9 protein-coding genes and 2 tRNA genes are annotated in these 13,214 nt (G+C 57.7%); 10 read left to right on the top strand and 1 reads right to left on the bottom strand.

The window, feature by feature from the left end; genetic code table 11:
- Positions 1-22 precede the first annotated feature (22 nt).
- On the bottom strand, positions 23-3,454 hold the full coding sequence (locus DW661_RS06785) for a SpaA isopeptide-forming pilin-related protein (protein ID WP_118935138.1): 3,432 nt from the start codon (positions 3,452-3,454) through the stop codon (positions 23-25).
- A 297-nt stretch (positions 3,455-3,751) separates the two neighbouring features.
- Between DW661_RS06785 and DW661_RS06780 the strand changes: the two genes are divergently transcribed.
- The 10 genes from DW661_RS06780 to DW661_RS06735 all read left to right on the top strand — a co-directional run bounded on the left by DW661_RS06780 (position 3,752) and on the right by DW661_RS06735 (position 12,704).
- A tRNA-Gly gene (locus DW661_RS06780) sits at positions 3,752-3,826 on the top strand.
- Between the two features lie 426 nt (positions 3,827-4,252).
- Positions 4,253-5,599 carry an adenylosuccinate lyase gene (gene purB / locus DW661_RS06775; RefSeq protein ID WP_117848465.1) on the top strand — a complete coding sequence of 449 codons (1,347 nt, stop codon included), beginning with the start codon at positions 4,253-4,255 and terminating at the stop codon, positions 5,597-5,599.
- A gap of 128 nt (positions 5,600-5,727) precedes the next feature.
- The gene (locus tag DW661_RS06770; protein ID WP_117848466.1) at positions 5,728-5,991 is read left to right on the top strand and encodes a TIGR03905 family TSCPD domain-containing protein; all 264 of its coding nucleotides are present in this window, start codon (positions 5,728-5,730) and stop codon (positions 5,989-5,991) included.
- Positions 5,991-7,202 carry a twin-arginine translocation signal domain-containing protein gene (locus tag DW661_RS06765; RefSeq protein ID WP_117848467.1) on the top strand — a complete coding sequence of 404 codons (1,212 nt, stop codon included), beginning with the start codon at positions 5,991-5,993 and terminating at the stop codon, positions 7,200-7,202. Before DW661_RS06770 ends, DW661_RS06765 begins: the two co-directional genes overlap by 1 nt.
- 155 nt (positions 7,203-7,357) lie before the next feature.
- Positions 7,358-8,080, top strand: coding sequence for a response regulator transcription factor (locus DW661_RS06760; protein WP_117848468.1), 723 nt, complete (start codon positions 7,358-7,360; stop codon positions 8,078-8,080).
- An 11-nt stretch (positions 8,081-8,091) separates the two neighbouring features.
- Entirely contained in the window at positions 8,092-9,657 is a 1,566-nt protein-coding gene (locus tag DW661_RS06755) for an ATP-binding protein (protein ID WP_117848469.1), read from the top strand.
- 118 nt (positions 9,658-9,775) lie between these two features.
- The gene (locus DW661_RS06750) at positions 9,776-10,654 is read left to right on the top strand and encodes a phosphoribosylaminoimidazolesuccinocarboxamide synthase (RefSeq protein WP_117743382.1); all 879 of its coding nucleotides are present in this window, start codon (positions 9,776-9,778) and stop codon (positions 10,652-10,654) included.
- The gene (locus DW661_RS06745; RefSeq protein WP_117848470.1) at positions 10,655-11,230 is read left to right on the top strand and encodes a hypothetical protein; all 576 of its coding nucleotides are present in this window, start codon (positions 10,655-10,657) and stop codon (positions 11,228-11,230) included.
- 89 nt (positions 11,231-11,319) lie between these two features.
- Positions 11,320-12,600: an aminopeptidase gene (locus tag DW661_RS06740; protein WP_118935136.1), complete on the top strand. Its 1,281-nt coding sequence runs from the start codon at positions 11,320-11,322 to the stop codon at positions 12,598-12,600.
- A 28-nt stretch (positions 12,601-12,628) separates the two neighbouring features.
- A tRNA-Lys gene (locus tag DW661_RS06735) sits at positions 12,629-12,704 on the top strand.
- Positions 12,705-13,214: the final 510 nt, after the last annotated feature.

Genomic DNA, 13,214 nt, shown 5'->3' with positions numbered 1-13,214 from the left:
GCTCCCCCGCTTTTTCATCGCGCTAGCGCTTCTTTGGGATCGACCTAAGGCGAGCGAACCATAGGGCTGCGGCACCCGAGGTCAGGAGCGCGGTGATGCAAGCGGCGATGGGAACTGATCCTGTTGCCGGTAGGTCCTGCGGTAGGGTACAGCGTTGAATGACGCTGTCCTCGTCATGTGACTCAAGTTTATCGCCGCCACCGTTGCGGCAAAGATCGACGCGCGCGCTGTTGGTGAGTGCGGTTTGGGGCGTATAAGCCGACGTTGCCTGCATGTGTACGACTGCGCCCCGAGCGTCTGTGCCAAGGATTGCTTTGGCATCGTCAAGGTCGTCGTGCTCATCTTTGAGATCATCGCGGGTCCAAGAATCCGCATCGCTTCGAGTCGTAAAGTCGGCGGCTACCGCACCGTATTCAATTCGAATGCCCGTTACGACGGTATTGGATGCAAGGTCGAGTTCTTTCGCCTCGAGTGTGGTGGATTCCGTGGTCGAGATATCCGCCTTCCAGAGGTGCCAACCGTCGTAATCGACGAGGCGACAGTCCTCACCCAGGCTCTCTTTTACTTCGTCGGACTCAAGCCAAGGATTTTCGTGCCCATCGTCAAGTGTCGCGTTTGCCGGCTCATCGACGTCTGTCGAGTCCAACGGCGTCGTGCGATACCATACGTTGCACAGGCCGTTGAGGTCGCCGATGGCGACGGGGGTTTCGATTGAGATGAATCTCGCTGTGCCGTCTTTGGCGCACTCAAGATCATCGGTAATCGTAAACTCATCAACCCAAGTAGCGGAATCGTTTCGAGCATCGATGGTATAGGAGAAAAGCCCATCACTATTGGTTTGCGTCGCGGCGCGGTTTTTACCATCGCCGTTAGCCAACAGGCCCTTTTCGATAGGTTGGACAAGTTCCTGACGCTTGTCGACCTGCCCCTTGATCTCGATGGGTGCATCCTTCATCGCGACGGATTGGACTTCTCCCGTATCCTTTATTTCAAACGTTATCTCCTCGGCAAGGTCATAGGTCCGCGGAGACATCATTTCGCGCAACGAGTAGGTGCCAGGTGCAAGATGTTCGACGCGGTGCGGCTTGTCGGATGAGGTCCAGGAGTCTATTTCGGTTTTATCGGGACCATATAAGGTGAGCTGTGCGCCTTCCACTTCCTGCTCACCGCTTGCATCGACCTTGGAGATATCAACCTTGGTGTAATCGTCGGATACGTTAAGCCGTGCTTCTACAACGGGCGTTTTCTGGTCGGCATAAGCGAGGTCTACGATATGGGGCGTCCGGTCGAGTAAGAAGCCGGTCGGCGCTTGAGTCTCGACAACCTCGTAGCGCGCGGTACCAGATCCCAGCGGCAGGTTGTCTGCGCGTGCTTCGCCAGTTTCATCCGTCGCGACGGTCGCGACGGTCTCACCGTCGATCGCGGCAATGCTACCATCGGGGCGCACGATATCACCCGAGGCACGGATCTCAAAGATGGCGCCCGCGAGCCTGCTGCCGTCTACGGCATCGGTTTTAACGATCCTGATGTTTCCGGTCGCGGCGTGGTCATAATACGAGGCGATTGCAACGGGCGTTAGGTTCATGTCGGCGGGTATGTTTACCTCGATCTCCTCGCCGACAAGATAGGGCTCTTTGGCCGAGGTTTCGCGTACATAATAGGTGCCCGGCACGAGCGATTCGGGCAGTGTGACGGTCCCGGTCGCGTCAGTCGTAAAGGTGTCCATTACGTTATGTGCTGGATACCAGCAAGTTTGTGAGACGGGTTCGTGTTTGCTGTCGAGGAGTTGGAAGGTGAATCCGGCTAGTGGAACAGAAGCGCCTGTTTGGGCATCGCGTTTTACAATCTGGAGATGCGTCGACAGCGCGTGGTTGTCCACGATATATTGAAGCTCGGCGCCGTTGGAAATCTGATTGGCCCCGACGGTCCATTCCCCTGCACGTTTAAAACCCTCGGGGACGGTTTCCGGAACCTCGCGAATCGTGTAGCCGGCACGGTCGTATGGGACAGCTCCGTGGACACCGGCGGGTCGCTTGCCTGTGCCGAACCATGCTTCGGGCTGATCTTTGGTGGATGCAAAGCCATAGATGTTTGTGGTCAGTGTGCCAACAACCTGCTGAGAACTGTTGCTGACAACCTCAAAGACAACACCACCCGCCGGTTGCTCCAGGCCGGATTGGTCGCTATTGCCGTAATCCTTGAATTTGGAAATCTCAAGGTCAAACGCAATGGGGATATCGGAAATGCGAGATTCGATCTCGACTACGCCTGAATCGCCGAGCTGGTCGGCTCCAACGGTATAGGTCCAGCTGTCGTTGGATGGCAGGTAGCCCTCGGGGGCTTTTGATTCGTAGATGGTAAAGGTTCCTAAGGGGACATCGACGAGGGTAGCCCGACCGCTTTCGTCGGTCGTGAGGATCTGCGCCCATCCAGGGGTTGATTGCGACACACACGTGAACTCTGCTCCTGCGAGTGAAGATCCCACCTGGGGGCCGGCATTCGTCGCGGCATCGAGTTTTACGATACGCAGGTTGATGGTGCCGGGCTGTTCATCAATGGCGACCTGTCCACCGTCATTCCCCGTGGTAAAGGCGATGCGATCACGACGGGGGACATAGCCGGCCGGCGCCTTCGTTTCAACTAGGTAGTATGCCGTGTTGGGCAGAAGTGTTGCTTGCGCCCGACCGTTGCTGTCCATCTGGATGGTGCCGACATGCGCGCCGCTGGCGCTCTCAAAAATATCGAATGTTGCCCCGTCAAACTGATAAGTATTGTTTCCGCTGGTAATGGCGGCGTTTGCAGACTGTTTTTTGAAGGAAACAGAGACCGCCGGCAGTACATAGAGCATGTCCTGACGTTTGCTGCCGCCCGATACGGCTCCTAGATAGCGTCGCGCGCGGTGCGGAGCGGCTTTGATGCTTCCTGATTTTGCGCTGTCGTGGAGCCACCGCGCCGCCGCCACGACTTCATTGTCAGTGGTAAAGTGCCCACTCTTGGTTTTGCCCTGAGCGGTCGTGTAAGAGTAAGTACCGTCGACATGGGTAGTGCCGTTGAGCATCCATACGGCAAGCTGGGTTGCGGCGCGGGCGCGATCGGGTGAAAGATGGTAACCGCCAAACGACGTGGCGGTAGGATATCCGTGACAAACGATTGCCGCGAACTCGTCGTCGAGCCACACCCAGCCTTGATCAAAGTTGAGCCATGGGCCGCCCGGCTTGGTGGGGCCGGGGCGCTCCTGGTTCATGCAGTAGGCAATCGAGGCGTCTTGAGCTTCATACTTGCCGATGAAGAAGGGCCCACAATCATCGCTAATAGTGCGGAAGCCGAGCTGATCGTAGCCATCGACGGCAAATGCGGCTCCCGGTGTCAGGCAGCCGAAAAGCAGGAAGAGGAGCAGGAGCAGCGGACCTGTTGCGATTGCGCTGTGGACAGAGTGCGTGGGTGCGTTGGACATGGCTGCTCCTTATCCCTCGTGCGCCGCATGGGGAGGTTGCGACGCGTAGGATGAGGCTACCCCCGAGGTTCATGCGGGTAAGTACCGGAGCCTGACCAAAAGCTTGCCCGATTTCTGACAAATCGAGCTCAAATACAACAATCAGATAAAAATGCAGGTAGAAGATGGTAAGAAAAGAAAGACAAAGGTCCTCATCTCCACAATTGGCGCGGTTTTCAAACGATTCTCCACAGCTAAAACAAGCATCGACACCCTTGTATCGAACAAGACAACCGCGTTATACTATCCCCCACATATGCGGGCATCGCCAAGTGGTAAGGCATCAGCTTCCCAAGCTGACACTCGCGGGTTCGAGTCCCGTTGCCCGCTCCAGCCAGAAGCACAAGCACGGCACCATTACGGTGCCGTGCTTTTTTCAATAAAGCGCCGGGACTCGAACCCGACAGGGTGCGAGCGTAAAGCAAACGCGAAGCGTTTGTAGCGAGCAGGCGAAGGCGCCGACAGGCGCCTGAAGCCGGTGCGGATTTGCGAAGCAAATACGCGGACGTCCCGTTGCCCGCTCCATGGAGCAAGGAAGATTTTGGGAATGGTAGATTCAGCCTGCTTTGCCCCCGCACTTCCTCGGGTCTCGGTATGCCACTGAAGCCGGTGCGGATTTGCGAAGCAAATAACGCGGACGTCCCGTTGCTCGCTCCAATTCCAAAATGTTAGGTTAATGCCTGCTGCCCATACTTGCACCTGCGCACGGTACAATGGATGGGTTACGACCAACGTGCCAATAACCAAAAAGGAGCCGCTATGATCGATCGCTATACCCGCCCGGAGATGGGACACATTTTCTCCCTCGAGAACAAGTACGCCATTTGGCAGGAGATCGAGGTCTTGGCCTGCGAGGCCCAGGCGGAGCTCGGCAAGATCGGTATTTCCAAAGACGAGGCCCAGTGGATCCGCGACCATGCCAACTTTGAGAAGGCGAAGGTCGATGAGATCGAGGAAGTCACGCGCCACGACGTCATTGCCTTCCTGACCAACATGAAGGAGTACATCGATGCCGATGTTCCCGAGGACGACCCCAAGCCCAGCCGCTGGGTTCACTATGGCATGACCAGCTCCGATCTGGGCGACACGGCCCTGTGCTACCAGCTCACCCAGGCCTGCGACCTGATCATCGAGGACGTCAAAAAACTCGGCGAGATCTGCAAGCGTCGCGCCTTTGAGGAGCGCAACACGCTCTGCGCCGGCCGTACTCATGGCATCCATGCCGAGCCGATGACCTTTGGCATGAAGTTTGGCTCTTGGGCCTGGGAGCTCAAGCGCGATCTCGATCGTCTTGAGGACGCTCGCAAGAACGTTGCCTTTGGTGCCATCTCGGGCGCTGTCGGCACGTACAGCTCCATCGAGCCGTTCGTCGAGGAGTACGTCTGCGAGCACCTGGGCCTGGTTCACGACCCGCTGTCCACGCAGGTTATCAGCCGCGACCATCACGCCTATCTCGCCGGCGTTCTTGCCACCACTGCGGCCACCTGCGAGCGCATCGCTACCGAGGTTCGCAATCTGCAGAAGACTGATACGCTCGAGGCCGAGGAGCCGTTCCGTAAGGGCCAAAAGGGCAGCTCAGCCATGCCACACAAGCGCAACCCCATCACCATGGAGAAGGTCTGCGGCCTGTCGCGCGTCGTGAAGGCCAACGCGCAGGTTGCCTTCGACAACGTCGCCCTGTGGCACGAGCGTGACATTTCGCACTCCTCTGCCGAGCGCGTCGCCCAGGCCGATAGCTTCATCGCGCTCGACCACATGTTCCAGTGCCTCATTCGCGTTATCGACGGCCTGCAGCTGTACCCTGCCCGCATGATGGCCAACCTCAATAAGACCCGCGGCCTCATCTTCTCCTCCAAGGTGCTGCTCGCCCTCGTCGACACGGGCATCACCCGCGAGGACGCGTACGCCATTGTGCAGGAGAACGCCATGGCAACCTGGCACGAGGTACAGGATTGTGTCTCCGGCCCTACCTTTAAGGAGCGTCTCGAGGCTGACCCGCGCTGCACCGTCAGCAAGGAAAAGCTCGACGAGATCTTTGATCCGTGGGACTTCCTCACCCGTATCGACACGGTCTTTGATCGTCTGGAGCAGCTGAGCTTCGAGTAGGTTCGGGCATAACGTTAGCTTTTTAGGGCGCTTTGCTGGTAATGTGTGTTGCCGGCGAAGCGCCTCGTTGCATTTAGGGAAAGACGGGGATAATAGTCGTCTCGAATAACATTCTGAGAGGGGATCGCATGATTTCGTTTGATTACAAGCCTCAGGGCGTGTGTGCTCGCAATATTCACCTTGACCTTTCCGATGACGGCAACAAGGTGATGGGCGTTGAGTTTACCGGTGGCTGCGACGGCAATCTCAAGGCAATCTCTAAGCTGGTCGAGGGCGCTCCTGCCGATCGCGTAATCGAGGTTCTCGCCGGTAATACCTGCGGTATGAAAAAGACCTCCTGCGCCGACCAGCTTACGCGCGCTATCGAGGCCGCTCGCGCCGAGATCGCCTAATGGGTATCGCCGATCACATCAAGAACGGAATATCGCGTCGCGGCTTTGTACTCGGTGGGGCTGCCGCGGGCGCTGCCACGGTGCTTGCCGGATGCTCGAAAAAACCGGGTACCAGCGATGATGCTGCCGGCGAGCCGCAGGTTATCAAGGACGATTCCAAAATCATCTCGATTACGGATGAGTACGAGGCAGTCGACATCGATCTTGAGCCGGCGGCGTCGTGGACGCTGCCTCTGGGTACGCTGCTGTACTACTGCGACGGCGATTACGCCGCGGCGATGATGGCGCCCGCATCGGCACTGCACGCCAACACGCTCGGTGTGCTCAACCTGGGCGATGGCTCGCTTACCACATTAATCGAGGATCCTGTCGAGGGCACGGGATATGCATTCTACGATGTCCGCGCCGGCGACGGCGTATTCGCGTGGGTTGAGATGAACTTTGCCAATTCATCGTGGAAGCTCTACGCTCAAAATCTGTCGGGCGCTTCGCTCTCTGGCGATGCGGTTGAGCTCGATCGAGGTGGCAAGGACTATGATCCGCCCCTGTTTACGGCGTTCGGGTCATCAGTCATCTGGTATAAAATGCCTTCGGCAGGCGGCAATAAAACGAGTAGTGATTCGTTTTGCTATCGTCGCTCGCTTGATGAATCCAAGGCCGAGACAATTTGGAAATCGACGGGCCGCTTTGCATCGGCCCCGCGCGCGAGCGACGGCATTTTGACCATCTCGCCGCGTGTCCGCAACGACGAGGGCGTCTACTACGGCATAACGGCAATCGATCTGACCGACGGCAACAACACCAAGCGTGCCCAGCTAGTCCTTCCCTCGTCAGTCTCGCCTTTCGAGGCCGTGTATATGGGCGATACCTTCGTGTTTTCTATCGAGGCGGCCTATAGTGGCGTGGGCAGCCTGGGCAATATGGGCACGTATATCGGTAATGAGGGAGGGCCGTACCTCTTTCTGTCACGCGAGCCGCTCGCATGTGCGGCTGGCAAGAAGAATAAATACCTTGTTAAGGTACAGGCGTCGCATTTCCTGATCGACACCTCTGCCAAGACCTATGGCTCACTGCTGTCGCCCGACCGCGCTTTGGAGTATGGCGATTATCCAGCTACGGCGGGAAAATCGGACTCATTCCTTACGTACGCCACGGTGCGCAACAGCCAGGGTATACCAGAGACGGTCACTGCACGCCTGTTCTCTCTTTAAGCTTAGAGGGGTTAAAAAGGCGCCAACAGGGGAATAAACGCGTTGTAATTGTGAGTACCGCCCGCCGAGCTGCCGCGTCATAGCGGCATCCGGCGGGTTCAGGTGCGTTAAAATGGGCTTGTTCTTAGCTAATTGAGACAGGGGGGGGCCGTGTTATGGCTTCAGATGCAAAAAAGATTCTGCTGGTCGAGGATGAGAAGGCAATCCGTGACGCCGTCGCTGCCTATCTCGAGCGCGAAGGCTACTGGGTTGTGGGCGTCGGCGACGGCCAGTCCGCGATCGAGGAGTTCGAGAAGCATCAGTTCGACCTGGTCGTGCTCGACCTTATGCTCCCCAAGATTCCCGGCGAGCGCGTTTGCCGCACCATTCGCGATACCTCGGATGTCCCCATCATCATGCTGACGGCTAAGGGCGAGATCGAGGACCGTATTATCGGTCTTGAGCTCGGCGCCGACGACTATCTGATTAAGCCGTTCTCGCCGCGCGAGCTCGTCGCCCGCGTTCGCGCTCTGTTCCGCCGTGCCCATCAGGCCGACGAGCCCGCCGTCGAGGTGCTCGACTTCGGCGATCTGGTCATCGATATCTCGGGCCACAAGATCTTGGTCGAGGGCAAGGAAGTCGATCTGACGGCTTCCGAGTTCAAGCTGCTCACCACGCTCGCCCGCCATCCCGGCCGTGTGTATAACCGCATGGAGCTGGTCGAGAAAGTGCTCGGGTATGACTTTGAGGGCTATGAGCGCACCATCGATAGCCACGTGAAGAATCTTCGCGCCAAGCTGGGCGATGATCCCAAGAAGCCCAAGTGGCTCTACACCGTCCATGGTGTCGGCTATCGCTTCGAGGCTCCGGCCAAGATCGATAAGTCGGACGAGAAATAGGGAAATCACATATGACACCTGCGCGCTTTGAAATCGGACAAAAGCACAAGCAGGAGAGCGAGGCGGGTTCCAAGGCTAGTTGGAACACGCCTCGTTCCGATTCACGGCCAACGATGAGCTATCCCTCGCGCATGGCACTTGCTTTTGCTCTGACATCGCTCATGACAGTATTGGTGCTGGTGGGCGTTGTCTCTGTTGTGTGGGGCACGGTCTTTTCGGATTACACACGCTCCAATATCGTCGAAATCGCAAATTCCGCTGCCGAGAAGTTGGCAACCTCATATGAGGAAAACGGCTCTTGGACCGCGGGGGAACTGCGCACGGTCGCAACGTCGAGTTTGGTTTCCGACGATCTGGGTATGCAGGTCGTCAATAAAAAGGGCGTGATCGTTTATGACGATTCCTGGCCCTCGGCAAGCGCCACCGCCGATGTACGCGAAAACCAGGCTACGACCGACGACACGAGCGGCAAGAGGGCATCGCATAGCCCGGTCTCGTCTGCTCCAACCGACTCCGATAGCGTTGCTAACGTCGAGATTGTAACGTCTTCCGGCGAGCATGTCGGACAGGTAAAGCTGTGGGCCATCGGCTCCGACGCGCTGCTCACCAAGGCGGACTCTGCGTTTAGGGAGAAGACCTTTAACGCCATGGCCCTCGCCGCGGTTGTTGCAATCTGCATTTCGGTCGTTATCGGATCGCTCGTGTCGCGCATGCTCACCAAGCCGATTCATCGCATCACCAGTACCGCAAAGCAAATCCGTGACGGCGACCTGTCGGCTCGCACGGGACTGCGCGGTGATGACGAGATCGATCAGCTGGGAGAGACCTTCGACGAGATGGCCACCTCACTCGAGAAAGATATGAAGCACGAGAAGCGCCTGACTTCAGACGTTGCACACGAGCTGCGCACGCCGCTCATGGCCATGCTTGCAACGGTCGAGGCCATGCAAGACGGTGTGTATCCCACCGACGACGAACACCTGGAGACGGTCGCTTCCGAGACGCGTCGCCTGGCTCGTCTGGTGCAGCAGATGCTCGACCTATCGCGTATGGAAAACAGCACGGCTCCGCTCAATCTAGAACCGGTGGACATGGTTCCGTTCGTGCGATCGATTGTGAACGGCCAGGAGCGTCTGTTTGCCGACCGTGACCTTCGTCTTCGCTTTGCAGATGAAACCCAGGGGCACGACGATGTCGTCGAAGCCGATCCCGACATGATCACGCAATGCGTCATCAACCTCATGAGCAACGCCATGCGCTACACCCCCGAGGGCGGTTGGGTCGTGGTGTCGGTGCTCAGTGACCGCAAGCATGTCAGTATTGCCGTTTCGGATACCGGTATCGGTATTGCCAAGGACGATCTGTCGCGCATCTTCGGGCGGTTTTGGCGCGCCGATGCCAGCCGCGCCCGCGAAGCTGGCGGCCTGGGCGTTGGCCTCGCCGTGACCAAGCAGATCGTCGAGCGTCACCATGGCTACATATCCGTGGAGTCGGAGCTTGGAAAGGGTACGACTTTTACAATTCATCTGCCCCGCGAGCACACGGCGGACGCGGCATCTACTACAATGGAGCACTAGCTTTTCGCTATTCGGTGAAGGAGGGGCCGCGTCCCTGCCGCTCCGAGTTTGCGAAAACATGCGGGAAAGAACCCGCATTTCTGTCGTATTTAGGTAAGGAGTGACTCACGTGACAACGATGGAGCGTCGTCCGGATTCCCGTGGCAAGGTTCGTGATATCTACGATGCCGGCGAAAACCTGCTGATGGTCGCCACCGACCGCATTTCTGCGTTCGACTTCATTCTTCCCGACGAGATTCCGTTTAAGGGAGAGGTGCTCAACCGCATCTCGGCATTCTGGTTCGATAAGTTTGCCGATATCGTTCCCAACCACCTCGTTTCCATCGATCCGGCGGATTTCCCCGAGGAGTTTGCCGAGTATCGTGACTACCTCGCAGGCCGCGCCATGCTGGTCAAGAAGGCCCAGACGATTCCTATCGAGTGCATCGTCCGCGGCTATCTGACCGGTTCGGGCAAGAAGACCTATGACGAGAACGGCACCGTCTGCGGCATTCAGCTGCCCGAGGGTCTGACCGAGGCCTCCAAGCTTCCCGAGCCGCTGTTCACGCCGTCCACGAAGGCCGAGATCGGCGACCACGACGAGAACATTTCGTTCGAGCGTTGCTGCGAGATCGTGGGTGAGGACATCGCCGCGCAGATTCGCGACCTTTCCCTCAAGATCTACAAGGCCGCTGCCGAGTACGCCGCGACCCGTGGCATCATCATTGCCGACACCAAGTTCGAGTTTGGTGTTATTGATGGCAAGGTCACGCTGATCGACGAGTGCCTCACGCCCGACTCCAGCCGTTTCTGGCCTGCTGCCAGCTACGAGGAGGGCAAGATCCAGCCTAGCTACGACAAGCAATTCGTCCGCAATTGGCTCAAGGCCAACTGGGATATGACGGGGGAGACCCCGCACCTGCCCGCCGAGGTCATCGATGGCACGTCCGAGCGCTATCGCGAGGCCTTCCAGATCATCACGGGCTCCCAGTTCACAAGCATGAAGGAGAACGCATAAGTGAGTACCCGTAGCGCCACGAACAAGCGCACGCAATCCCACGAAGTTACCGGGGTTGCGCGCAAGTCTGCCGCATCTGCTAAGCCCGCCCGCCAAGCAGCGAGCTCCGTTCGCGTCGTGCCGGCTTCGTCTAAGGCACGCCGCAAAGAGCTCGAGAAGGGCGAGAACCTCGAGGGCCTCTCTAAAGAGGAGAAGCGCGCCCGCAAGGCTAAGCAGCGCGCCAAGGAGGACCGCATCTATACGGTGTCGAATATCCTCCTCAAGCAGGACGAGGACTACACCAAGCGCCGTCGCATCTGGTGGATTGTGCTCGCCATTGGCATGGTACTCGTCGTGGCAATTTGGGCTTCGCTCTACTTCGCTCCCGGCGGCACGGTGTCCAGTCCCGTCCAGATGGTCGGCATTGTTTTGTCCTATGTCATCATCTTAGGTGACTTTATCTACGACTTCGCTCGTATTCGTCCCTTGCGCAACATGTACCGCGCGCAGGCCGAGGGCATGTCCGAGAACAAGCTCAACGCTCTTATCGAGCGCGCAGCTGCCGAGGAGGACAAGAAGGACTCCAAGAAGAAGTAGCGTTTGCATACATACTTATCGCTAAGATATAAGGCGCGTCGTTTTTGCGGCGCGCCTTTTTACTGTTCTATAGATAGATGGAGTGGCACATGATTCGAGCTGCCCTGACGGTCGAAGAGGCTCTGGAGGGCATGAAGTCCCTGGAGCCCAAGATTAAAAACTATGCGCGTCTCGTTGTCCGCAAAGGTGTAAACGTTAAGCCCGGCCAGGAGGTCGTCGTTCAGTCTCCCGTCGAGTGCGCGTCATTTGCGCGCGTGGTGGTTGCCGAGGCTTATGACGCTGGTGCTGGCCACGTGACGGTCATTTGGGCCGATGATGCTGTGACAAGGCTTACGTACGAGCATGTCGAGAAAAGCTATTTTGAGCAGACACCCGAGTGGAAGCGCATGCAGCTGGATTCCTTGGCCCAGGATGGTGCCTGCTTTGTCTTTATTGAGGGTGCGGATCCTGCGGCCCTCAAGGGCATCGATCCCGCTAAGCCCGCTGCAGCTTCTAAGGCAAGGAACACGCAGTGCAAAGTTTTCCGCCGTGGACTGGACTACAACATCAATCCGTGGTGCATCGCCGGCGCTCCGGTCGTGGCTTGGGCGCGCGAGGTGTTCCCAGGAGACGCCGATGAGGTTGCAATCTATAAGCTGTGGAATGCGATTCTGCACACCGCGCGCGCCGATGGCCAGGACCCAGAGAGCGACTGGGAACTCCATGACGCCGCATTCGAAAAGAACCTGCGTTTCCTGAACGACAATCGTTTCGACTACCTGCATTACACCGCGGCAAATGGAACCGATCTGACGATTGGCATGACGAAAGGTCACGAGTGGGCCGGCGGCAAGGGCAAGACGCCCGAAGGGCATCCCTTCTTCCCCAACATTCCCACCGAGGAAGTCTTCACTTCGCCCGATCGCATGCGCGCCGACGGTATCGTGTACTCGGCCATGCCGCTCATCCACCACGGCAATAAAGTCGACGATTTTTGGATTAAGTTCGAGGGCGGCCGCGTGGTGGACTACGACGCCCGCGTGGGCAAGGCAACGCTCGCAAGTATCATCGAGACTGACGAGGGCGCTGCTCACCTGGGAGAGGTCGCGCTCATTTCCAAGAACACGCCGATCCGCGAAAGTGGTGTTCTGTTCTACGATACGCTCTATGACGAGAACGCTAGCTGCCATCTCGCGCTAGGTGTCGGTTTCCCCGAATGCATCGAGGGTGGGTATGACATGTCCAAGGAGGAGCTCCTGGTGCATGGCGTTAACGTCTCGAGCACGCACGTCGATTTTATGATCGGCACGGACGACATCGATATTACGGGCATTACGCCTGATGGACGTGAAGTTGTGATTTTCCAGAACGGCCAATGGAGTTGGGAATAGTCCCAGACCGTGGTACAATGCCACCCGCGGGCCGTTAGCTCAGCTGGCAGAGCAGGGGACTTTTAATCCCAAGGTCCAGGGTTCGAACCCCTGACGGCCCACCATAGAATAGAAAAGCGACTGGCGGATGCCGGCCGCTTTTTTGTTACCGCGGCACGGGTTCGAACCCGAAAGGGCGCGGAGCTGAGTAAACGCGTGAGCGTTTGCCAGCGCAGCGCGCAAGGCGCGAAAGCGCCGCAGCGGCCGCCTGCGAAGCAGGCTGAACCCCTGACGGCCCACCCAAAGATTGTTGAGACGGTCAACTTCGGTTGGCCGTCTTTTTTGTTGCCGGTGCACGGGTTCGAACCCGTATCTATCTATATATAAGAACGCTTGGCGAACAAAACCCGCCTTTTACCGATGGGTAACAAATAGCTGATGCCTTTGGAGTAAAGTAGCGCTCCAGAGATGACCGATGTCTCAATACTCATAAAACAGCTGGTCATCGCCAATATCAGAAGCCAATGCTTCAGTTTTAACCTCAGTGACGCGACTGAGGGATCTATTCATTTGTGAACAAAATATGGAGTGCGCGATTCCCGCCCACGGGGGCCCTCCGGTCTGGCAATATATCT

The sequence above is a fragment of the Collinsella sp. AM24-1 genome, assembly GCF_003470325.1.
Classification (GTDB): Bacteria; Actinomycetota; Coriobacteriia; order Coriobacteriales; family Coriobacteriaceae; genus Collinsella.
The sequence above is the reverse complement of the archived record's forward strand: the minus strand, read 5'-3'. Positions and strand labels throughout refer to the sequence as shown.